Genomic DNA, 23,515 nt, shown 5'->3' on the forward strand with positions numbered 1-23,515 from the left:
ACACAGGACTCAGGAATCAGCACTTAAAACTAAATTTGGTACAAAGTTTGTGGGTGTAAAGCTGGGAATCTTAGGATTAGGTACGGTAGGAACAGGGACAGTGCAACTGCTACAAGATGCAGTTGGTCGTCACCCTTTACTGCAAGAAATAGAAATATATCGGGTGGGAGTACGATCGCCTAATAAATCCCGCGATGTACAATTACAGCCGGAAGTTATAACCACAGATTTAGAGTCAATCGTCAATGACCCGGCAGTAGATATTGTTGTTGAGGTCATGGGAGGATTAGAACCGGCGCGATCGCTTATTCTCCAAGCCATAAATAATGGTAAGCACGTAGTCACAGCTAATAAAGCAGCGATCGCCCGTTTCGGGGCAGAAATTTTCACGGCTGCTAATCAAGCCGGAGTCTACGTGATGCTGGAAGCCGCCGTTGGTGGTGGTATTCCCGTAATTCAACCATTAAAGCAGGCTTTAAGTGTCAACAGGCTGCATACTGTTACAGGCATTGTTAACGGTACCACTAATTACATCCTGACTCGGATGCAAACAGAGGGTAGCGACTTCGGTGATGTATTAGCTGATGCTCAACGTTTGGGTTATGCGGAGGCTGACCCTACGGCAGATGTAGACGGCTTAGATGCAGGGGATAAAATTGCTATTCTGGCATCACTAGCTTTTGATGGGCGAATTAACTTAGAGGATGTGTATTGTGAGGGGATTCGCCAAGTCAGTAAGACAGATATTGCCTATGCCGAAAAATTGGGATTTGTGATTAAATTACTGGCGATCGCTAAAAATCAGGCTCAAGATGCCACTAAACTATCGGTAAGGGTTCACCCTACCTTCGTACCCAAAACACATCCCTTAGCCAGCATTAACGGCGTGTATAACGCCATTCTCGTAGAAGGAGAACCCATAGGTCAGGTGATGTTTTTTGGCCCTGGTGCAGGTGCAGGTGCAACCGCCAGCGCCGTCACCTCAGATATATTAAGTTTGGTAGCAGCGCTAAAAAGCAATACAACAGCCCCTAATCCCCTATTAACCTGTAGACACGAAGAATATAGCCAAGTTGCTCCCATCAGCGACCTTCTGACGCGATTTTATGCCCGATTCCTCACCAAAGACCAAGCTGGTGTAATCGGTCAATTGGGTACTTGCTTCGGTAATCATGGTGTGAGTATAGAATCAATCGTCCAAACTGGCTTTCAAGGAGAACTAGTAGAGATAGTAGTTGTGACTCACGATGTCAGGGAAGGTGAATTTCGCCAAGCCTTAGCAGAAATTCAAAATTTACCAGCTATTGACAGTATTCCTAGCATATTGCGGGTGTTGTAGTAAGTGGGATGGGCATTGACAACTGACACCAATTCTCTATGAAGTTGCACCAAATAAATGATGTAGAGACGTTGATGCAACGTCTCTACAGCCCAGAATAAAACACATCTATCTTCATTCAGAAACGGCATGACACGCACAGCGCAGTAAAAAAATGACCAAGCAGACTATGCTTGGTCATTTCTCTTATAAAACTGGTATTGGGCTGTGGTTAGTCAAAAATTAGACTATGAATCCTCTTGACCAACTACTTGGGATTTGAGAGTGGTAATTTCATGAGTCAGCTCCTGTCTAGTTGAAGCCTTCAATAAGTAGCGGTAGACAAACCAAGCAGAGTAACCGATACCAATCAATTCAAACGTTGGTGCTACTAAAGGAATATCATTCAAAGAATCTAAAACTGCTAACAGTACCTTAACTGCGACAATTGATGCCACAATTAAACCCACACTGACTAAGGGTTGTTTGTATTGATTAAAAAAGTTTCCTACGTAATCGGGAAGAGTCGCTAAAAAATCAGAAACTTGTTCTCCATATTTGCGCCATTCCTCTTGAGACTGTACAGGAGGCTGGAGTTTAGTAATAGTTCCTGTTTGGCTGTTGATTTCTGGCACTGTTGCCTCTTTTGACTGGGTTTGGGCGAATTCCGGTTCTTGCATTTTCACTTCCGTAAATTTGACAGTTGAGGTTCTCTATTAGGACAATGACAACCGAAAGGCTGTTGATTAGGCAATGCACAAGTGCATCAGACTGAGTTGGGGAACAGGGTTTGGTATCCTATTAACCATACTTGTCCCATAACATCTACTGCATCAACTACAAGGTAGACGGTCAGTAGGAAGATAGAAGTCAGAAAAATGCGGAATGTAATACAATCAGCACCTTTCTAAATTCTGTTTTCGTGGATCAACTGCAATCTTCAGGTTGTTATTATCCCAAACTGTGTCAGTTGCTCATAATCGTACTCATTTAAGTGCCAATTATGCAAAAATCACTCTACCTCTCATTTATATAAGCATAAACGCCAATTTTATCTGAATATTAAAGCTATCTTAAGCCGTGATGGTCTACGATTAACCATCGATCATCGCCAATTAGCCTATGGGTTCTCAACACTGATATTGAACAGAAATTCTTATAGGTTGAAATCAACTATAGGAATAGTACTTGATTTCTGAAATATACGTAGGGGAGCCACTGCGTTGGACGAAGAAAAATCTAAGCGGAGGTTTCCTGGCAGTCAAGCGAGTGGCCTTGGGCAACACCTACCCTACAGATACTTAGATATTTTCAATAATCAAGTCGGATTCCGATAGACATTGAGATTTTCTCATGGTAATACATCAAATATTAAATATTGTCTGAGAAGTAGCGGTCAATTACGTCAATAATCGGCATACTGAAATAGGGAGAGTAAATTAAATCAGTGAACAGCAAACAGTTATTAACATTCTCTTGCATTGATAACTCGTAACTTATTACTGTTAGAACAACTCTCGGCTTTTTCAGGTATGAAGGTCATAAGGCAAGAATGAGACGTAAATCTACTGGTAGATCAACTACTACATCTAAATCTCCTGGTTTCCAACCCTCCATATTTAACTTTGCCACCATTGCTATTTTGGGGGGAGTTCTTGTATTAGGAATTGGAATTGGTATTGCTTTTAGCTCTACAACCACCTTATCTTCATCAAATGTTGCCTCTCGTGAATTTATCGACACGAAAGCACCAAATCCAGAGATTTGCGTCCAGTATGGGGCAAGTGCAATGGTGATGGACGCTCGATTATTTGTGACTCTCAACCCATTTAATGTCTATGTTGCCCAACCTAGTATGCGGCCTGGATGTGTTCTGCGGCAAAATAACTGGGCGCTTTTGGAGCAACGTAAACTTGTCACATCTGATCAAGTTAGAGAATGTAAGAATCGTCTCAACACCTTTGGCTTTACAGGTAACTTAGATAGCGAAAAACCTGATATTAGGTGTATTTACCAAAATGAGTCTGCCCAAAACTTCTTTATGTCTCAACCGGGAGCCGTCGCACCATCTCAAGAAACAGAAAGATTTTAATGAGTTAGAACTGTTAATGGGTAATGGGTAAATTTCTTTATTGGCAATTATTGAGTTAACGTTTGCAGTTCCTTGGGGGATGCTACGCGTTGGCGCAGCCTCTCTTAGACAACGGCGTGAGCGCTCAGTCAAACGTTGACAATGATGGCAAAAGCCCATTACCAAACTTCAAGACTACAACACCTATACTTTAAATAGGCAGGTAAGAATAAATCATACAATCCTAAGTATAAGTAATATAAAACTATAGGACTACTATCTAGTTTGTGAATTATACATAGGGGAGCCACTGCGTTGGACGAAGACAATTCTGATCGGAGTTTTCCTATGTTGGCGCAGCCCACCGCAGGCATCAGAACTTTGGGATTTCCCGACAGTCACGCAAGTGGCGTTGGGCAATGCCCACCCTACAGATACTTAGATATTTTCAAGAATCAAGTCGGATTCCTATATCAATCACTTATCTAGCAAAAATATATGCCAAATCGTCGTTATCCTTCTCCATACTGGCGCTATCTCAGAGCTAGGTTATTAAATTTGGGCAAACCTAGTTTTTGGGGAACAGCAATTTTCTTATGTGTCGTGGGGCTAGTTCTTCAGCAATACTGGGCTAACCCGGATGTATCAACTAGCAATCCAGCAACTCAGAATCCTGTGGCAAAGGCTGATGACCCCCTCCTCTCGGAGGAAGATAAAGCTATTGCAGCAGATATTGATAATTTGCAGTCTTTGTTTGCTGAAACTGAGCCAATCATTACACCAACAAAGATAGCTAAATCGCAGGAGAATAAAAATAAAACTCCATTACCTAATACAGCCAACAAAACACAGACTATTGACAGCTCTAAAGCAAATTCAGGTGCCAATTTGGTTAACGGTCAATTGCCTACATCTGTTGGAAAAAGTATTTTTATATCAGAAGCAGAAAACTTATTGCGGTTTGGTGCGACAGATAATAATCAGTTGTTGGGATATAAGATGGGGAACGGTTCCACTGCACCTATAAGAGAAACTGCTAATTCTTCTATACTCAGTCCAGGTTTAGTTAATCAAATTAACGGTAGGCAAAACATTGACTCCAGCACTGTATTACCAACAGGAATGAGCCAATCGTCTAATCAGACCATGCCTAGTCTAAATAATAACCCTTCAGCCATCATCAACCCTACAAGCGTAACTTCCTATGGTGGAGTGATGCAGTCTTTTCCCAGCAGCACTCAACCTAGTCAAGGGTTTTCACCTGGCACGGGTTTAAACCCTGGCTCCAATTATACACAGCCAGGTGCTTACAATAACTTAAATAACGGTCAGTCTGTTCCACTAAACACGAGGTTAAATTCGGGAACGGGTTACATTCAGCCACTTCCTTACAATAACTTGAATAACAATCAGCCGATCGCACCCAATACAGGAGTCAGTTCGGGAACAGGTTATACTCAGCCAACTTTACCGAATCCTGCCAATAATTTGAATTATCTCCAAAATTTACCAAACCAAAATCAATCGACGTCAACCGTCCTGACTGGAACATCACCGATTATTGGCCCCTACTCTGTGCGAAATCCTCGCGCTAACGTTAACACAACCACAAATCCAGTAATTCCTGGTAATTACGGCAATTCACAACTACCCCAATCTAATTTTCCCAATAATGGCTTGCCTCAGGGGCAGAATATCAACGGCATTCAAAATAATGGTTACTCTTATCCTTAAAACAAGGTAAATTCTAGGTTTATGTTTAACTAAACCTGCTGAGAGTGATTAATTACCAGATCAGACCTTATCACCAGATACCGATAGCGGAATGTGGTGAGGCTCTAGTAGAGATTCCTTTGGAATTGTTTGCGTGGGAATCTCCCCATCCCTATGCAAAATTGGGGGCTGCTTACGGAGAATATTCACCTTATTTTTTGCGTCAGAGTGTTGTTAACTGTTTAACAAAAGCTCAAAGTTATTTAGAGTCGCTGCGTTCTCGCTGGCGCATCCAGATTTTTGATGCCTATCGTCCAGTAGCTGTGCAGCAATTTATGGTAGATTACAGCTTTGCTCTGGCAGTCGAGGAACGAGGGTTAATTGAAGCTGAATTAACGCCGCATCAACGTCAAGAAATTTGGCAAGCGGTTTATGAAATTTGGGCTGTACCGAGTTTGGATGAAAAAACTCCTCCTCCCCACAGTACGGGTGCAGCCGTGGACGTGACTTTAGTAGACGATAGCGGACAGGTTGTAAACATGGGTTCACCGATTGATGAATTGTCAGAGCGATCGCATCCAGATTACTATGCCAATAATGAGCAACCAGCAGCGCAGGAATATCACGCGCATCGTCAATTGTTGTGTGATGTGATGTTAAAAGCTGGTTTCCAACGCAATCCGAAGGAGTGGTGGCATTTTTGTTACGGTGATCAAATGTGGGCTTGGTTGAACAAGCAGCCTACTGCCCTCTATGGACGTGTGTTATAGTCCTGGGTTTAAGCGTCTTCGGGATTGAGTTGTCTTAGTTCGTCGGTGGTATATGTGCCGATGGGACTCCACACTAGATATGGAATCAATAATACAGATGCTAGTCCAGAAATGGGGAGTACGGCGATCGCCAACACAATACCTGCGATGAAACCGCTTAAGCCAATAATTTCTCCCGTTTTGAGACTGCGAAATCTCAACATTAAAGGTATATAAGTTACGGTGATGATTTCTACTAAAAGGTATAAACCCATTAGTAGCCAAGTGATGATACCGCCTGGATCGTGTTCCCAAACAACATAGGCGGAAGCCGCACCGCAAATAAAAATTACAGTCCAAATCAAGGGGATAAATTGCTCAAAAACTAGCCATCGGGGGCGACTTAATTGAGCAAACCATTTAACATCGCGGGGCGTAATGAAGAAACTCCCAACTGCGACTAAGAAAGTTACAGCCCCAATCACTAACCAAGAGGAAATCATACTTTTTCCTATCCCTACGCTTTTGTCCAGTCATATACTGACAGTTTGACAATCGCGGATAGGGGATTAATCAGTCGTTAGTAAGAAGATTAAGCATCTTGAGGATTGAGATGAGCCATTTGCCAAGTAGTGTAAGTACCGATGGGACTCCACAGCAAATAAGGAACTAGTAATAATGCTGCCCAACCAGAAATATTTAAGACGACCAGCGTTAAAATTATGCTGACAACTAAACCTGTACCTCCGACAATTGTACCTACCCGAAGACTGCGGAGCTTAGACATCACAGGTGTATATGCAATAGTTACAATTTCTAATAGCAGATATAAACCCATGATGATCCACGTTGTATTGGTTCCTGGGTTTTTCTCCCACACAATATAAGCAGACCAAGCACCACAGATAAAAATTACAGTCCAGATTACTGGGATTGCTGCTTCAAATGTTAGCCATCTGGGTCTTTGCAGGCGGTTGAACCACTTGCGATCGCTCGGTGTCATTACATTAGCAGCCAAGGCCACCAAAATAGCCACACCACCAATCACCATCCAAGATTTAATCATGCCCCTTATTCCTTAGCAAATGCTATGTATCGCTTAAATATGCCTTATTCTGCCTATATTTTGGCAATTAGAACCCCAATTACTCATCAATCCTAAGTTTGAGATAGACAACTTTATGTCTCCAGGCTGGAGGGGGGTTCTGTCTGTGGATGGGGGTATGTATACAAGAGGGGAAATATCGTGGTGGTTGGGGGATGAGCCAAGGAAATTGATATGGAAGCGGAATCAGAAATGCGATCGCCGACGGTGGGCGGAAGGTCATCGTCTACTGTAAGTGGAATGCCATCTGTAGCACCAACACTATACGGAATTGCCAATACAATTCGGCTCACAGGCTGGATTATCCTTTGGGTACAATTGGGGCTGGCTGTGGTAACTGGTTTAGTTTTACTATTTGCCTCCACTGGTCGCGGCTTTACCGATCAACCGAATGCAGGTTTAGGAATCGGGATATTTTGGGCTGTCTGTGGTCTTATAGCCTTGTTATTTAGCGTTTATTGGGATTTTCGTTACACCCGCATCGGGAAGCATTTAGCAAATCCTAATCCAGCTTTGCATCCAAGTAAGGCAGATACCAGCGCGGCTATTAGGCTAGGAATAATAGTAAGTTTAGCGGGAATATTACTAACCCTTGTAGGTGCTGGTGCAACCTTGGGTGTACTCATCGCAAAATCGATTTCTCAACCACCGGGAGTTGCCATTACTGACCCCAACAAAATTATCAGGGCGCTGGATGTATTTGTCATGGTAGCAAATATCAACGGTATTTCTGCCCATTTTGTCGGGGCGATCGCTTCAATTTGGTTACTTGAGCGAGTACATCAACACTAATTGGGAATGGGAGAGCAGCAAAGTAGTTCACTTTGTATCTCTAGAAAGATGCCAAAAATCTCACTCATTGTCAGTCTATACTTAGGAGTTAATGATCAATGACAAATGCCCCACGTCTTACTGGTAGATGATGAAGTAGCCCTATGTGAAAGTCTCGCTTATACCCTACAAAAAGAGGGCTATACAGTGACGACCGTCGCAGATGGACAGAGTGCAATTAAACAATTCCATAAACAAGTACCGGATGTAATTTTGCTGGACTTGATGCTACCAGAAGTAAGCGGAATGGAAGTTTGTTGGCGCATTCGGGCATTTTCCGACGTGCCAATAGTAATGTTGACAGCTAAAGATCAAGACATAGATAAAATTTGGGGTTTGGAAGCGGGAGCAGATGATTACGTCACCAAGCCATTCAACACCCGTGAGCTTTTGGCACGCATTAAAGCCGTGTTACGTCGTCGCGCTGGAGAGCAGCCAGCATGAAAGGCTGGTGGCCTGCTATTAAATTAAATACTATTCATTCCAAGTTGTTAGCTACTTATCTGCTGCTGATAGTCTTGGGGACTTCCTGTATGGCCAGCTATATTCTCTGGTCTTTCCATGTTTACTTTATGCGATCGCGACAAAGCGACTTAGAGAACTGGACAAATGCTTTGAGCGAGAGTGTAGCAGATGCTTTGGAAGAAAAAAATCTGCAACGCGTCAATCTATTAGTGCAGAGATATGGCGCACCACAAAACCTTACACTCCGTATTTTTAATCAGAAAGGTAGCTTGCTAGCCACTTCTGATCCCAATTTAGATCAACAAGTTCAAAACTGGTACGCAGTTCCGGGAATGGCTGAAGCTCTGCAAAAACGTCAATCCCAGGGGGTCGCTAAAGGTATTTTATCGCGTAAAGATCGCCTGTACGTTGCCAAACCCATTGTGCGGAACGGTCAATTCCTGGGTGTGCTGCGAATGTCAATTACTTTGGAGCAATTTCAGCGTCAGTTTGCAAGAGTGATTGTTAGTGTACTGGGTAGCTTGGCGTTAACTATCGTTTTATGCGCGTTGATTAGCACGCGCTTTGCTCGCAGTCTTTCTAGACCGATTGAAATTATGGGTAACTTCGCAATTCGGTTGGGTAGTGGTCAATTTGGCGATACCTTAACTATCCATGAGAATAATGAATTGGATCAGCTAGCGGTGGAACTGAACCGGATGAGTGAAAGATTAGCCTCTCTAGACCAAGAGCGCAGAACTTTTCTGGCAAATGTTTCTCATGAACTCCGCACACCTATTAGCAATGTTCAGGTGACAGTAGATGCACTGAAAGGGGGAGCTTACGAAGAACCTCAATTGCGCGATCGCTTTTTTCAAACAATTGAAAATGAAACTAAACGTTTATCACGACTGATTCATGACCTGTTAGATTTAGGACGCTTAGAAGCGGGGGTCAGCCAGCTAGAACAGCAAAATTTATCATTATCAGGTTTGATCAACCGTGCGGTTAATGCTATGGAACCTAGAATGCAGGCTGCTGGCGTATCATTGCAAGTTAAAGTAAGCGATTTACTCATCCAAGGTGATCCAGAACGCCTATTACAAGCCATTTTGAATTTACTGGATAATGCCATCAAACACTCACAACCTGATTCTCAAGTCTTGATTTCTGGCTACAGCGACGGTAAACAAGCAGTTATCAAAATTCAAGACCAAGGCAAAGGCATTCGGGAACAGGATTTACCCCGGATTTTTGAACAGTTTTATACAACAGATCCCTCACGCACAGGTAAAAGTAGCGGTTTAGGACTAGCGATTACTAAACGAATTATAGAAGCCCATCAAGGACGTATTACAGCCAACAGCACTGCCCATCAAGGGGCAACCTTTACCATTTATCTCCCGTTGCCAGCAAAAAATAACTAATTCTTCTCTGCTCCCCTTACGACCCTACCAATTCCAGACACAATTGACGAAAATGATCGCCCCGTGCTTCAAAATTGGGGTATTGGTCAAAGCTAGCGCAGGCTGGGGATAGTAAGACTACGGGTGCTTGATGGTGTTTAGCTAAGTCTAGCGATCGCCTTACCGCTTGTTCCATCGTCTCCACGATTTCATAATTGCTATAGCCGATTTCTTGTAGGCGTTGGGCAAATGCTGGTGCAGCGTTGCCAATGAGTAATACAGCTGATGTTTGCCCTTGGATTTTCGCTAACCAAGCTGCATCATCCCCTGGTTTGGCTTCACCACCAGCAATCAAAATCACTGGGCTTTTCACCGATGCTAGACCTACTTCCGCCGCATCGTAGTTGGTGGCTTTGCTGTCGTTGATAAAGTCGATGCCTTGCCAAGTGCAGATATGTTCCAAGCGATGGGCAACCCCTGGAAATTCTCGCACCGCCTTGTCAATGGCATTGGGGGGAATATCTGCTAAACGGGCTGCGGCTACTGCCATGAGGAGATTTTGCAGGTTGTGCGCCCCTACCATGCGTAAGGCTTCAGCTGCAACAATTCTTTGAGGCGAGGAGTTTGGCTGTAATTGTTCTACCACCCAGCCATCTTCAATATAAAAGCCTTTGTCACCAATTAGGTAATCTTTCCCTTTCACACTTGTCCAATAGGCATCCGGCCAATGACTTGCACCTATTTTAGATAGGTAAGCATCATCACCATTGAACACTTGTAGATGGGATTGACGTAATAACTTGGCTTTGATGTCGTAATAGTTTTCTAACGTTTTGTGGCGGGCTAGGTGGTCTGGGGTGAAGGTTGTCCAGATACTAATGTGGGGGGCTAAGGTAAGGGAAGATTCTATTTGATAGCTGCTCATTTCCCCAATTATCCAGTCTGGGGGCGTTGCTGCTAAGGCAACTTCACAAGCTGCATAGCCGATGTTACCGCAGGCGGGGGCATCGAATCCTGCTGCTTGAAAGATAGCGGCGATTAAGGCGGTGGTGGTGGTTTTGCCATTAGTGCCGGTAATTCCTACCCAAGGCAAGGACTTTAAATGTCGCCAAGCCAATTCCATTTCGCCGATAGTTTCTATGCCCAATTCTCGCGCTTTGACTAAGGCGGGAATGTCCCAAGGAACGCCGGGACTGACAACAATCAAATCAGGTAAAGCACCAGCAAAATCTAGCGAATACCCTAATTCAACTGTGATTTGTTCTTTAGCGAGTTCTTGTTGCTGTTTTAGGAGGGTATCGGAGGTATTGCGATCGCTTAGCACTACCTCCCAACCTTCCCGTTTCAACAATCTCGCCGCAGCAACACCGGACTTTCCTAATCCAACTACATGGGCTTTGGACATAGACTGTGGCAGAGTTCCCTGGTTAAGCACTCATAATGGTAGCGCTTAATGGGCAAAAATTACACCACTTTTTATTGCTTTATACTACAGATTTTTCACGATCGCCCCAAAGTCAGCTAGTACACGGGCATGATTCCGCAATAATCCCAGGATATTTAAACGATTGCGCTTGATTTCTGGGTCGGGGTCAATCACTAAAACGCTATCCGCCCCATCAAAGAAGTTACTCACAGTAGGCGCAATCTCCACTAACCCCGCTACTAACAATTGATAGTTGCGTGACTGTTGTGCTGCTTGCGTTTGGGGTACTAGCTTGAGCAAAGCATCGTAAAAAGCTGATTCGGAAGATTTTTGGAACAGTTCGGGACGCAGTACAGATGTGGGGTCTAGCTGTTGGGTATCCAAATCACCTTGGGCTGCTAGGCGTGTAGAACGGTTCACGGTTTCATAGATTTTATCTAGTGTACCGTCGCGGCGGATTTGTTGCAGATAAAGAGCGCGATCGCGCACATCTAGTAAATCCTGTAATGCTCGTTCTGTATATTCTGGGTCATTGTCTCCCAACACCGCATTTACGAGGTCGTAGTCGATTTGTTTTTCTTCTTGTAATAAGGTGCGGATGCGTTGTAAGAAGAACTCGTTTAGGGCTGTAATTAACGGTGCTTGGTCTTTGTTGTATTGGGTGGCAAATTCGGTGACTGTTTGTGCCAGTAAACTAGCTAAGTTAATTTGTAAATTAGCAGCCCAAGTAATGTTAATAACAGCGTTGGCGGCGCGGCGTAAAGCAAAGGGGTCAGATGAACCTGTGGGAATTAAGCCCAAGCCAAAGATACTCACTAAAGTATCGAGTCTATCTGCCAAACCGGCGACTTGACCTGTAAGGGTTTGGGGTAAGATGTCATCGGCTCCCCGTGGTAAATAATGTTCAAAAATTGCCGTGGCAACTTCTGGACTTTCTCCACTAGCTACAGCATACTTTTGTCCCATAATTCCCTGTAGTTCTGGGAATTCAAACACCATTTGGGTAACTAAATCAGCTTTACATAATAAAGTAGCTCTTTGGATATGTTGGCGATCGCTTTCTCCTAATTCAAGTTGACTGCTAATTTTTGCAGCAACCTTAACAATTCTCTCTACCTTGCCACGTAGAGATCCCAAATCTTCTTGAAAGGTGACTGTTTCTAATTGGGGTAAATAACTTTCTAAACTCTTGGATAAATCGGTTTTATAGAAAAACTGACCATCTGCTAATCTAGCCCGAATCACTCTTTCATTACCAACAGCAATCACATCTGATTTAGTGGGGTCGCCGTTAGAAACGGTGATGAAATAAGGTAAAAGTTCTTTATGATCCCCAGTTTTAAACACGGGAAAATAACGCTGGTGACTCACCATAACGGTGGTCGTGACTTCCGTTGGTAAGTTTAAAAATTCTTCTTCAAATTTACCGACCACAGGGGAAGGCCATTCTACTAAGTTAGTAACTTCCTCTAACAAATCTGGGTAAATTTCTGTATAACCGCCTAATTTTTGGACTGTAGTTTCTACTTGTTCCTTAATTATCGCTGCCCGTTCCTTAGCATCTACAGTTACATAACCAGAACGCAGTGTGTTGACATAATCACTGGCTTGTTGAATTGTAATTGGTGCGGGATGTAAAACCCGATGACCGTAGGAGATGCGATCGCTCTTCACTGTCAAGGAACCATTCACCAATTCCAGGGGTAAAATCGCCTCATCTAATAAAGTAACTAGCCAGCGAATGGGACGAGAAAACCTAACATCCCCATCACCCCAACGCATCAACCGCTTACCTTCTAGGTGATAAATCCATTGGGGGACAAGTTCAGTTAATATTTCTGCCACAGGACGACCGGGCGTTTTTTTCTGGACAAAGACAAATTCCCCCTTATCCGTGGGGCGTACCTCTAATGCCTCTAGCTCTACCCCTTGCTTTTTAGCAAAACCGACGGCGGCTGGAGTTGGTTGACCATCTTTAAAAGCTGCTTGAGCTGGTGGGCCTTTGATTTCCTCTTCCCGATCCGGCTGCTGGGATGGTAAACCTGTGATGAGTACTGCCAAACGCCGGGGAGTCCCGTAGACTTCTACAGATTCACTGGTGAGGCTATTAGCTGCTAAACTCTGGGGAATCCGCGATCGCCACTGAGCGATCGCACCACTGAGAAAGCTTGCAGGTAATTCTTCTGTTCCAACTTCCAATAAAAACCCAGGCATAGGACTCTATTTTTAACTTTGCGTAGCTTAACTTTATCAATTCCAACAGTTTACCTTGCGGTCAGGCTGACGAAGAAGGAACTAGGAAGTAGGGTGTAGGGGTATAAGGGTTTAGGGGTGTAGGGGAAAAAACTCTTACTCAGCACTCAGGAGGCAGTGAGAGAGAAGCGAACTTTTGACCATTGACCATTGACTCTTGACTCTTTCAATGAATAAGTATCGGGTATAACTGCATGATTAGAAAACTGCGTCGCTTTGCCAAAGTAGTCAATAAACCATACAAAGATGAGTTCTATCACTACCCTGGAACCATCCCTGGAACCATTATTATTGATGCAGATGCGCCACCACCGGAAATTGACTTGATTGACTATAATCAAACTGATTTTGTTCATCGGCGAGTTGCAACCCCGGAAGAATGCGTTCCCTATTTGGATACGGAGTCTGTGACTTGGGTAGATGTCCAGGGTTTGGGTAATCAAGACATCTTAGAGCGAGTGGGGCAAATTTTTGAATTACCGCCTCTGGTGTTGGAAGATGTGGTGAATGTATCGGAACGCCCCAAAACTGAGGATTATGACGACCAATTATTATTTATTGCCCGGATGGTTGTACCCAAGGAAAGAGAATCAGGGTTTTATAGTGAGCAAGTCAGTTTAGTCTTAGGTAAACATTACTTGTTAAGTATTCAGGAAGAACCGGAGCATGATTGCTTTGAAGGCGTGAGGATGCGAATTGAAAAAGGTAAAGGAAATATCCGTCGCCAAAGGGCAGACTATTTAGCTTATGCTTTGCTTGATGCAATCATTGATGGTTTTTTCCCCGTTTTGGAACGTTACGGGGAAGCACTTGAGGATTTAGAAGAAGAAGTAATCGTTAGTCCTACTCGCCAAACACTGCAAAAAATTTATCAAGTCAGGCGAGAATTACTACAACTGCGTCGCGCTATTTGGCCGCAACGAGATGCGATTAATTCTTTGATACGCGATCGCAGTCAACTAATTAGCCCGGAGGTGCAAATCTATCTCCGCGATTGTTATGACCATACAGTGCAAGTCATGGATATGGTGGAAACCTACCGCGAGTTAGCCTCTGGTTTGATGGATGTATACTTGTCAGCAGTCGGTAACAAAATGAATGAAGTTATGAAACTACTGACAGTGGTTTCATCTATCTTTATTCCCCTAACTTTTGTTGCAGGTATATATGGCATGAATTTCAATACGGAAAAATCACCCTACAATATGCCTGAGTTGAACTGGTATTGGGGTTATCCCCTGTGCTTAGGAGTTATGGGAGCGATCGCTTTTGCATTACTCTTTCTATTTTGGAAACGAGGTTGGCTAGAAAATTCTTCTATGATTGAGCGTGATTAATATTGAACTTTGCCAAGGGGTTGGGTAAGAAAAATTATTATATGGAGTTTATATATTAAGTATGACCAGGAGTACTGACCAAAATTTACTTGTCTTAACAATCTATATTATCGGTGTATCTTATATATTTAATCGCATGGTTGATGCCATTGACGATCGCATCAAATATGAGTTTAAAAAATCCGTAGTAGATGACCAACTAAAGGAGCAAGAGCTAGACGACAAAATTGGTATATCCTTTAAACTTGCAGCCTCTAACTCCTATGATGACGTTAAAGACCTCTCAATCAGCATTGAGAATAAATCTGATGATGTCGCTATTTATGTAGACTGGGACAATAGCTCTTTAGTAGTCGAACATTCCAAACAATCACGGCGCGTTATTAGAAAATCACCAGATTTAACCCGTGATTTAGCCGTACCACAAAGCCCTAGTTTAATTGTTCCAAAAAAGACACTAACAGAGTCAATTACAGCCGAAGATGTCTTCGAGCGTGACAAAGAAACCGGCACTTATTCAGCGAAAAAACCCTTAATTAATATTACAGGGTTACAAAAAGGCGGGCCACCCCAGAAAAAATTGCATAGCGAATTTATGAATAGAGGTAAGGAGTTAGACTTTTCCCTACAACTAGTACTGCGCGTAACTAAAGTACGTGCAGGTTTCGCTCCTGGGTCAGAATTTCCTCCCATATCCATTATTAATTGCCCCTTCACTATCAGAAAATTACCTTGGACTTACGCCCTACCCTGGAATAAAAAGAAATAAGCAAAACAGACACAAGACACCATCCAAGATTACACTGGAGCTAGGGAGAGAGTAGGCGTTGGCGGTTGCAGACCAGTTAGTTTAACTGATTTGAGGAAAGTCCGGACTCCCGAAAGACCAGACTTGCTGGATAACTTCCAGTGCGAGCGATCGTGAGGATAGTGCCACAGAAAAATACCGCCAAAACAATTCAAAATTCAAAATTCAAAATTCAAAATGAATAATTTTGGATTTTGAGTCTTAGTTATGAATTCAATTTTGGTAAGGGTGCAAAGGTGCGGTAAGAGCGCACCAGCAGTATCGAGAGGTACTGGCTCGGTAAACCCCGGTTGGGAGCAAGGCCGAAGGAACTATGGTTGGTCTTTTACCAGTTCCGTTATCAGAGAGCCGCTAGAGGCGTTTGGTAACAAACGTCCCAGATAGATAATCGCCCTCGTGTAAAGCAATTTACACAGAGAACAGAACCCGGCTTACTACCAACTCTCTCCTCTTTATTAGTCATTGGTCAATAGTCAATAGTTATGAGTTATTAGTCATTAGTTATTAGTCATTAGTCATTAGTCAAAAGAACGACCAATGACAACTGACAACTGACAACCGACAACTGACAACTGACAACTGACAACTGACAACTGACAACTGACAACTGACAACTAACAAATGACTCTTGTGTATCCCCGCCGACAAAGGCAACTTGAAAGTTTAGTAAGAAAATTAGGTCTGCCAACAACAGCACCCATTAAGTGGGAATTGCTGGATTTGGCATTGACTCATCCTACTGTGTCTGAATCAGCCAATTATGAACAGTTGGAGTTTGTTGGTGATGCAGTGGTAAGATTAGCGGCTGCTGTGATGCTATGGGAGACTTATCCTGATTGCCCTGTAGGAGATTTTGCGGCAATTCGTTCAGTATTAGTGAGCGATCGCATCCTCGCCCAGTTAGCCAGAGAATATGGTTTAGAATTACATTTATTGGTTGCTGGCAGTGCCACCAGTGACAAAATTGGTCAGGAGTCCCGATTAGCAGATGCTTTTGAAGCTGTTTTAGGTGCGCTTTATCTCAGCACTTCTAATCTAGAACTCATTCGCCCTTGGTTAGATCATCACTTTCGCCAACTAGCAGCCGAAATTCGCCTCGACCCCGCCAGACTCAACTACAAAGCCGCGCTACAAGAATGGACGCAAGCACAATTTAAGGTGTTACCTGAATATCGAGTCGTCGAAATTAATCAGGCAAACCGCACCCAAGAACGTTTTGCCGCCGAAGTTTGGTTACACGGTAACAAACTCGGTGAAGGTAAAGGACGCTCTATCAAAGCCGCCGAACAAGCCGCCGCCAAAGTAGCATTTTTGGCTATCACTCCTCCAGAAGAAATGAGTGGTCAATAGTCATTTGTCAATAGTCCATAGTCCATAGTCCATAGTCAAAGGCAATTACACGTAACTATTGACGCTTCATCATTTACCAGTGACTATTAACTAATAACAAACATAAGAGATAAGCTGATACGCACCCAGATTAAATATTCTTACGTCAGGGCTGTCCATAGTCAAGAGTCCAGAGTCAAAGGCTAGCTTTAACTGTGGACTTTGGACCTTTGACAACCTGAGTGCGAAGTATACAATTTAAATGCGTAATAGCTTAGTTCACCCAGCATATCTGTTATTAAGCTGTGTATAAAAAAACCAGTTTCCAATGACCAATGACCAATGACTATTGACTATTGACTATTGACTATTGACCAATGACTAAAATCGCTGTTATCGGGGTAGGACGCTGGGGAGTACATTTGTTGCGGAATTTTTTAGCACATCCGCAAGCGGAGGTCGTGGCAATAGTTGACCCCCATCCAGAAAGGTTAACGGTAGTCAAGCAGCAGTTTAATTTGGCTGAAAGTGTCCTGTTAACCACCCAGTGGTCTGACTTACAAACAGTGCCAGAATTAACAGCAGTAGCGATCGCTACTCCAGCTACCACTCACTACGCTTTAATTAAAGATGCTCTGGCTCAAGGCTATCATGTTCTGGCAGAAAAACCCCTAACCTTAGACCCTACAGAATGCCAAGAACTTTGCCAATTGGCAGAGCGACGGCAATTAATACTCATGGTGGATCATACCTATTTATTTCACCCAGCCGTTGAGGAAGGTCAAACTGTCATTCAGGCTGGTAAATTAGGTGAGTTACGTTACGGCTATGCTACACGCACCCATTTAGGCCCTGTCCGTCAAGATGTTGATGCCTTATGGGATTTAGCCATCCATGATATCGCCATCTTTAACAACTGGTTAGGTAAAGCACCTGTAAGTGTACAGGCGACGGGTACAGTTTGGCTGCAAGGTGAGGGGAAAGAGGCAGGGGGCAGGGGGCAGGGGGCAGGGGAGGCAGGGGGAGAACTGACTGCAAGATTTTCGCCCCAGTCCCCAATCCCCAATCCTCAATCCCCAGTCCCCAGTCCTCAGTCCCCAGAATTAGCCGATTTAGTTTGGGTAACGTTAACTTATCCAGATGGTTTTAAGGCGTATATTCACCTGTGCTGGTTGAATAATGATAAACAGCGCCGTCTGGCGGTGGTAGGAAGCCTTGGCACTTTAATTTTTGATGAAATGTCACCATCATCACAATTGACTTTATTGCATGGTGAATTTGAACGTCAGGGAAATCTATTTTTGCCTGTAAATCAAAGCCGAGAAGTATTAGAACTCAAAGCCGGCGAACCTTTACAACGAGTTTGCGATCGCTTTATTACTTCTGTTCTCCAGAATACACCCCCAAGCATTTCTTCTGGTTGGGTAGGTACAGAGTTAGTCAAAATTCTCTCTGCTCTAACTACATCTCTCCAACAAAGCGGCCAATCTGTTTCTCTTCAATAAAATTTATAATAATTTACACAACTACTACAACACGAAAAAAATTTAAAAACCCCTCTCCATCCCAGGTTTCCCAGGTGCGCCTCCGTTGGAGACTCACGTTAATTTAAAAGCATCATAGCTTAATCAATTAAGAATTACGAATTATGAATTACAAAAAGATTAACCCGCTCTAGATCAGTATACTCTTCTAACTCTGTTTTTTTAGAGCCGTAGTTTTCATTACAATCTAAAGGTATTGCTTCTGGATGGTTAGAGGAAAAGGAATCAGTTCCCTTAATTTCCTCATCTCCTTCTGAATTTTTCTGGTTTTTATTATTATCTGTGGCTGATAAACCTAATAAAGAGATGTCAATCAATGGCAAAGTAATATTAACTGTTGTACCTTGATTTATACCAGCACTCTCCAAAGTGATAGTACCACCCATAAGTTCAATTAAATTGCGTGAAATAGCTAATCCCAAGCCTGTACCTTCAAATTTTCGTGTGGTGCTACCGTTCACCATCACAAAGGGACGGAATAGTTTATGTTGTTGAGCAGGTTCAATTCCTAAACCGGTATCTGTAATACTAACCATCACTTGCGATTTACCATCAATTCGAGTTTGAATGGTTGTCGCAATACTAATACCACCTTCATCGGTGAATTTAGTAGCATTACCAATTATATTAATTAATACTTGTTTTAATTTAGCTGCATCCGCTTTTACGGGAATGGGTTCTGTGCCTAAGTTGGTTTTCAGTTGCAAGCCTTTTTGTTGAACATTGACTGACTGTAAATTGATTACTTCTAAAAGTGTTTGCCGCAAATCTAAAGGTTGGCTAACTACAGAAAGTTTCCCAGCCTCAATCTTAGAAATATCAAGTAGTTCGTTAATAATTCCTAGTAAATGTATAGCTGTTTCATCTGCACGCTGAAGAAATTCTATTTCTTCTTCTCGATTATCACACAAGCCATCCTTAACTAAACGTACGCAGTTGATAATGATATTTAAGGGGTTGCGTAATTCGTGAGAGGTGGTAGCTAAAAACTGACTTTTAACTTGGTTAGCACTTTTTGCGTCTTTCCATGCCGTCTCGATTTCTTCTGACCAAACTTTAAGCCTATCAACCATTTGGTCGATTGCTTGTGCTAGTTGGTTAAACTCCCGAATCTTGAAGTTATCGGGGACTCGTCTCGATGTATGGTGGCTATGAATGTTTAAAGCATAATCGCGCAATTCTTCCACAGGACTAGCTAGGTAAGGTGCTAGATACAAAGATGCTACTAAACTTGCACCAATTAAACCAACTGTTAAAACAATGAGGATGAGTTTGATTTCTTCTAAGCCAAATAGAGCATTTTCTACAGTTGTCACAGACATGACTATCCATTTCTGCTGTGGCTGTATTGTTGTGGGACTGTCAATTACTGTATAACCTGCTACTAATTCTTTTTTATTATTGAAAATTAAATTGATTGGCTCGTTACGTCCTGCAATGGCATTTTTGATGATGTTTTGTACTTGCTTTGCATCTGAGTGTTCTTTGATATTAGTTCCCACTAAATCAGATAAGGGGTGAGCTAATATTGTCCCATCTTCAGCAATGACTATGGTGGAACCAGTGAGTGAACCTGGTTGATTACGAGTTTGTTTATATAATGCTGACTGAAGATTTAAAGCATATCGCAATTTCCCAGACTTATCATATACGGGAGCAGTGAGTAGTAATTGTAATTGCTCTTGGGGATTACGTGGGCCTGTCACTCCAGGTTTTGGGGGGGCGATGCTTCTCAGTTCTACGCTATCGCTTGGTAGAAGCGGGCCAAATTGAGTAATTTCTTTTTTACCGCAGCTACTGGCAACGATTTCACCATTTTGCCAGTTAATTAGTTGCAAGCATTCAATATAGTTGGGTAGTGCTTGTACTAGCTGTGTCAGAAATGCTTCTATCTCTTCTGGAGAACCAGACTGTACAACTGTTGTGCGGCTGGCGGTTAGTAAGTTGGTTTTAAGAGTGGCGATCGCATTGAGAATTCTCTCTCCTCTGATGACAGCACTTTCTGTGAGATTTTGTCGCGCAGTTTTTAGTAAGCTAGAGCGTGCCTTATTCAACGCCGCTATCTGTCCAACAAACAACACCGGGACAAACAAGAGCAAAATCCTGGTTACTAAAATACGTCGAAAGGATGATTGACCGTTACTAGGCATCTAGCGTCTCACTTCGCAACTGCACATCACAACAGAAAACACGGGCAATTAAACTAGCTAAAGGAGACATTTATGAAGTTATCATAAATTTGTTATCAGGAAATAAAAGTATCAAATATTTAATATACAAAAAGCAATGTAATATACAAAAACTTAAGCAGAGTAGATGTAAAGGAAACTTGTGCTGCATATAGATCCAGTACCAAGTGACGCAATATCCCACGGGTAAGAGACTTCCCATTCAAAAATATCTCATCCTATTCCCAACTTTATGCAGGTGGAGGACAAGGCGTGGGGAGCAAAGGGGAGAGGGAAAACGTGATTGAATAATTTATGTTACGGAAGTCCCTAAGCTTGCGCCTACCCAGGAAGGGAAAATGCAAAATTTAAACAGCTTACAGATTATTTAAGCGTTTATGTAAAGTTATGATACTTTTGTTTCTGGCATCATTTCCGACGATCAAACCAACCTTATGGTGCAACACCGTCCTCATACCACAGTAGTTTTGGCAATGAGTGCAGATGGCAAGATAGCAGATTTTAGGCGATCGCCTGCTAGATTTGGTACCAGTGTCGATAAAACACATCTGGAAGAACAAATTGCTGCCTCTGATGCCGTTTTAATAGGTGCTGGCACTCTCCGAGCTTATGGTACAACATTGACCGTATCAGATACAGTTCTGCTGCAACAACGCCAACAGCAAGGCAAGCCTGACCAACCGATTCATATAGTGATTACACATTCTGCTAACCTCAATCCGGAAATTAGGTTTTTTCAGCAGCCAATTAGGCGTTGGTTAGTTACAACAAATTTAGGCAAGAATTTTTGGCAAGGACGCTCAGAATTTGAGCGAATTCTGGTTTTTGAAACTCCAACAGGAGAAATCGATACTATCACAGTCCTAAAACAACTAACATCACTACAAATAGCACGATTGTTAGTATTAGGTGGGGGAGCATTAGTAGCTTCTATGCTGGAATTGGATTTAATAGATGAATTTTGGCTTACCGTCTGTCCATTAATTTTAGGCGGTGTGACTGCACCCACACCTGTGGATGGTAAAGGATTCACATCACAACTAGCTCCCCATCTTCAACTTCTAGAAGTAAAAAAAGTGGAACACGAAGTTTTTCTCCACTATCAGCTACAACGGTAGATGAATTAAATTAGTCATTGGTCTATCTAATCCCCAATCTCCAATCCCCAAATATGGTTGAACAACTCAAGCCTCGCTATTCCAGCGTTTGGATTAACAAAATCGCTGAAGTACCCCAAGATGCTTGGGATGCTTTAGCTTTACCACTCAAAACTCCTTTTTTGGAGTGGGATTGGCTGAATAATTTGGAAACTTCTCACAGTGCTACAGCTAAAACTGGTTGGTTACCAAATCACTTAACACTGTGGCGAGATAGAACATTGATTGCTGTGGCTCCACTGTATATTAAAGGGCATAGCTATGGTGAGTTTGTTTTTGACCACCAGTGGGCAGAGTTAGCAGAGCGTATTGGGGTACAATATTACCCTAAACTCTTGGGTATGACACCATTCACCCCAGCCGAAGGTTATCGGTTTTTAATTGCCGATGGGGAAGATGAAGAGGAAATTACTGCCATGATGGTGCATGAAATTGACTCTTTCTGTGTCAAACATAATATTTCTAGTTGCCATTTTCTCTATGTTGATCCCCAATGGCAACCAGTGCTAGAAAAACAAGGGTTCACAGCTTGGTTGCACCATAGTTTTATTTGGGAAAATTCAGGTTTTCAGAATTTTGATGATTACTTGACGGTGTTCAATGCTAATCAACGTCGTAATATTAAGCGCGAACGTAAAGCTGTAGAAAAGGCGGGTTTACAACTGCAAGCCGTGACGGGTGATGCCATCCCTAAGTCTTTATTTCCTTTGATGTATCAGTTTTATGCTGATACTTGTGACAAGTTTGGTTGGTGGGGTAGCAAGTATCTAACAAAGCAATTCTTTGAGCAGTTACACCATAACTATCGCCATCGGGTCGTGTTTTTCCCTGCTTATCACGAGCAAGATCCCCGTCAGCCTCTGGGGATGTCTTTTTGTTTGTTTAAAGACGATCGCCTATATGGTCGTTATTGGGGCAGTTTTCAAGAAATCGATTGCTTACATTTTGATGCTTGCTATTATGCACCAATTGAGTGGGCGATCGCTAATGGTATTCAAAGTTTTGATCCTGGCGCTGGCGGAAGACATAAAAAACGTCGCGGTTTTCCGGCTGCACCTAATTATAGTCTCCATCGCTTTTATAATAGTCGTCTAGGACAAATTTTACGCCCTTACATTAATGAAGTGAATCAATTAGAAGAGCAGGAAATTGCAGCCATTAATGCAGAGTTACCTTTTAGTCAAAAGTAAATAGTTAGTTGTCAGTTGTCAGTTGTCAACGGCGCATAGTTTTCTTTTTTGCTTTTCCTGTTCCCAGATTTCTTCCTGCTGCTTGACTCTAAATACTGATGATTGCTGGTGATGGGTAACTAATAAAGATTTACACTTGATATGGAGTGTAAAATCCCTGAATAAAGAAATTTAATTTTTAAAGCTTATGGATTTGATAGTTGAAGATTTAGCTGCCCTAGATAATAAACTTTCTCAGCGTCATATTGACCTTGACCCAAACGGGTACTTCATTATCTATATAGATAAAACTGCTGGCTTGATTTATGCCAAGCATTTTACAAATATCATTGACGAACGTGGTTTAGCAGTAGACCCAGAAACAGGCAAAGTAATTCCTGCTAGAGGGAAGGTAGAAAGAACTTATACAACTGTTTTTGCTGGAAGAACAGCCAAGGAACTTTGTGTCAAAATTTTTGAAGAAACTCAGCCCTGTCCCGTAACTATGTTAGACCATGCGGCTTATTTAGGTCGTGAATTTGTCCGTGCTGAAGTCGCTTTGGTAGCAGGGCAAGAGTACGTGCAAGATTAAGTATGGAGTAAGGAGTAATAAGTAGGGATTAGAGCATCATTGAGAAAATCATTCTTCCCCTACTCTCTACTCCC

At 42.6% G+C, this 23,515-nt stretch carries 20 protein-coding genes and 1 other RNA gene; 15 read left to right on the forward strand and 6 right to left on the reverse strand.

Annotated features, from left to right (window positions below; translation table 11 throughout):
- The first annotated feature begins 49 nt into the window (after window positions 1–49).
- Window positions 50–1,339 carry a homoserine dehydrogenase gene (locus GSQ19_RS09150; RefSeq protein ID WP_011317641.1) on the forward strand — a complete coding sequence of 430 codons (1,290 nt, stop codon included), beginning with the start codon at window positions 50–52 and terminating at the stop codon, window positions 1,337–1,339.
- A gap of 227 nt (window positions 1,340–1,566) precedes the next feature.
- Here the strand turns inward: GSQ19_RS09150 and GSQ19_RS09155 are convergent, their stop codons facing one another.
- On the reverse strand, window positions 1,567–1,998 hold the full coding sequence (locus GSQ19_RS09155; protein ID WP_011317642.1) for a CAAD domain-containing protein: 432 nt from the start codon (window positions 1,996–1,998) through the stop codon (window positions 1,567–1,569).
- Between the two features lie 872 nt (window positions 1,999–2,870).
- Here GSQ19_RS09155 and GSQ19_RS09160 point away from each other — a divergent pair.
- The 3 genes from GSQ19_RS09160 to GSQ19_RS09170 all read left to right on the forward strand — a co-directional run bounded on the left by GSQ19_RS09160 (window position 2,871) and on the right by GSQ19_RS09170 (window position 5,872).
- A complete protein-coding gene (locus GSQ19_RS09160) occupies window positions 2,871–3,410 on the forward strand; it encodes a DUF3172 domain-containing protein (protein WP_010998257.1) in 540 nt (179 codons plus the stop codon).
- Window positions 3,411–3,887: 477 nt separating this feature from the next.
- Window positions 3,888–5,123, forward strand: a complete 1,236-nt coding sequence (locus GSQ19_RS09165) for a hypothetical protein (protein ID WP_011317643.1) — start codon at window positions 3,888–3,890, stop codon at window positions 5,121–5,123.
- Between the two features lie 59 nt (window positions 5,124–5,182).
- Window positions 5,183–5,872 carry a M15 family metallopeptidase gene (locus GSQ19_RS09170; RefSeq protein WP_041456610.1) on the forward strand — a complete coding sequence of 230 codons (690 nt, stop codon included), beginning with the start codon at window positions 5,183–5,185 and terminating at the stop codon, window positions 5,870–5,872.
- An 8-nt stretch (window positions 5,873–5,880) separates the two neighbouring features.
- Here GSQ19_RS09170 and GSQ19_RS09175 read toward each other — a convergent pair whose 3' ends face one another.
- Both GSQ19_RS09175 and GSQ19_RS09180 read right to left on the reverse strand, forming a co-directional pair.
- On the reverse strand, window positions 5,881–6,354 hold the full coding sequence (locus GSQ19_RS09175) for a TspO/MBR family protein (RefSeq protein WP_011317645.1): 474 nt from the start codon (window positions 6,352–6,354) through the stop codon (window positions 5,881–5,883).
- Between the two features lie 89 nt (window positions 6,355–6,443).
- The gene (locus GSQ19_RS09180; RefSeq protein ID WP_011317646.1) at window positions 6,444–6,917 is read right to left on the reverse strand and encodes a TspO/MBR family protein; all 474 of its coding nucleotides are present in this window, start codon (window positions 6,915–6,917) and stop codon (window positions 6,444–6,446) included.
- 213 nt (window positions 6,918–7,130) lie between these two features.
- On the opposite strand from GSQ19_RS09180, the gene GSQ19_RS09185 reads away from it, so the two are divergent.
- The 3 genes from GSQ19_RS09185 to GSQ19_RS09195 all read left to right on the forward strand — a co-directional run bounded on the left by GSQ19_RS09185 (window position 7,131) and on the right by GSQ19_RS09195 (window position 9,658).
- Window positions 7,131–7,748 carry a DUF3611 family protein gene (locus GSQ19_RS09185; RefSeq protein WP_011317647.1) on the forward strand — a complete coding sequence of 206 codons (618 nt, stop codon included), beginning with the start codon at window positions 7,131–7,133 and terminating at the stop codon, window positions 7,746–7,748.
- Window positions 7,749–7,853: 105 nt separating this feature from the next.
- Window positions 7,854–8,231, forward strand: coding sequence for a response regulator transcription factor (locus tag GSQ19_RS09190; protein ID WP_011317648.1), 378 nt, complete (start codon window positions 7,854–7,856; stop codon window positions 8,229–8,231).
- Window positions 8,228–9,658 carry a sensor histidine kinase gene (locus tag GSQ19_RS09195; RefSeq protein ID WP_011317649.1) on the forward strand — a complete coding sequence of 477 codons (1,431 nt, stop codon included), beginning with the start codon at window positions 8,228–8,230 and terminating at the stop codon, window positions 9,656–9,658. The genes GSQ19_RS09190 and GSQ19_RS09195 overlap by 4 nt, the downstream gene beginning before the upstream one ends.
- A gap of 16 nt (window positions 9,659–9,674) precedes the next feature.
- Here GSQ19_RS09195 and murD read toward each other — a convergent pair whose 3' ends face one another.
- Window positions 9,675–11,042: a UDP-N-acetylmuramoyl-L-alanine--D-glutamate ligase gene (murD, locus tag GSQ19_RS09200; protein ID WP_011317650.1), complete on the reverse strand. Its 1,368-nt coding sequence runs from the start codon at window positions 11,040–11,042 to the stop codon at window positions 9,675–9,677.
- 84 nt (window positions 11,043–11,126) lie between these two features.
- On the reverse strand, window positions 11,127–13,277 hold the full coding sequence (glyS, locus tag GSQ19_RS09205; RefSeq protein ID WP_011317651.1) for a glycine--tRNA ligase subunit beta: 2,151 nt from the start codon (window positions 13,275–13,277) through the stop codon (window positions 11,127–11,129).
- A 233-nt stretch (window positions 13,278–13,510) separates the two neighbouring features.
- Here glyS and corA point away from each other — a divergent pair, with 233 nt between their 5' ends.
- The 5 genes from corA to GSQ19_RS09230 all read left to right on the forward strand — a co-directional run bounded on the left by corA (window position 13,511) and on the right by GSQ19_RS09230 (window position 18,295).
- Window positions 13,511–14,653 (forward strand): magnesium/cobalt transporter CorA, encoded by a 1,143-nt coding sequence (corA, locus tag GSQ19_RS09210; protein WP_011317652.1) that lies wholly within the window; start codon window positions 13,511–13,513, stop codon window positions 14,651–14,653.
- A 61-nt stretch (window positions 14,654–14,714) separates the two neighbouring features.
- Entirely contained in the window at window positions 14,715–15,422 is a 708-nt protein-coding gene (locus GSQ19_RS09215; protein WP_011317653.1) for a hypothetical protein, read from the forward strand.
- Between the two features lie 47 nt (window positions 15,423–15,469).
- Window positions 15,470–15,911, forward strand: an RNA gene (rnpB, locus tag GSQ19_RS09220) — RNase P RNA component class A.
- 171 nt (window positions 15,912–16,082) lie between these two features.
- Window positions 16,083–16,811 carry a ribonuclease III gene (gene rnc / locus GSQ19_RS09225; protein WP_011317654.1) on the forward strand — a complete coding sequence of 243 codons (729 nt, stop codon included), beginning with the start codon at window positions 16,083–16,085 and terminating at the stop codon, window positions 16,809–16,811.
- Window positions 16,812–17,167: 356 nt separating this feature from the next.
- Window positions 17,168–18,295: a Gfo/Idh/MocA family protein gene (locus tag GSQ19_RS09230; protein ID WP_011317655.1), complete on the forward strand. Its 1,128-nt coding sequence runs from the start codon at window positions 17,168–17,170 to the stop codon at window positions 18,293–18,295.
- Between the two features lie 134 nt (window positions 18,296–18,429).
- On the opposite strand, the gene GSQ19_RS09235 is transcribed toward GSQ19_RS09230, so the two are convergent.
- On the reverse strand, window positions 18,430–20,484 hold the full coding sequence (locus GSQ19_RS09235; protein ID WP_153228497.1) for a sensor histidine kinase: 2,055 nt from the start codon (window positions 20,482–20,484) through the stop codon (window positions 18,430–18,432).
- Between the two features lie 473 nt (window positions 20,485–20,957).
- Between GSQ19_RS09235 and GSQ19_RS09240 the strand changes: the two genes are divergently transcribed.
- From GSQ19_RS09240 to GSQ19_RS09250, 3 genes are all read left to right on the forward strand, one after another.
- Window positions 20,958–21,641 carry a RibD family protein gene (locus GSQ19_RS09240; RefSeq protein ID WP_011317658.1) on the forward strand — a complete coding sequence of 228 codons (684 nt, stop codon included), beginning with the start codon at window positions 20,958–20,960 and terminating at the stop codon, window positions 21,639–21,641.
- Window positions 21,642–21,694: 53 nt separating this feature from the next.
- The gene (locus tag GSQ19_RS09245) at window positions 21,695–22,870 is read left to right on the forward strand and encodes a GNAT family N-acetyltransferase (protein ID WP_011317659.1); all 1,176 of its coding nucleotides are present in this window, start codon (window positions 21,695–21,697) and stop codon (window positions 22,868–22,870) included.
- A gap of 187 nt (window positions 22,871–23,057) precedes the next feature.
- Window positions 23,058–23,441 (forward strand): DUF4346 domain-containing protein, encoded by a 384-nt coding sequence (locus tag GSQ19_RS09250; protein ID WP_011317660.1) that lies wholly within the window; start codon window positions 23,058–23,060, stop codon window positions 23,439–23,441.
- Window positions 23,442–23,515: the final 74 nt, after the last annotated feature.

This window comes from Trichormus variabilis 0441, assembly GCF_009856605.1.
Taxonomy (GTDB): Bacteria; Cyanobacteriota; Cyanobacteriia; order Cyanobacteriales; family Nostocaceae; genus Trichormus; species Trichormus variabilis.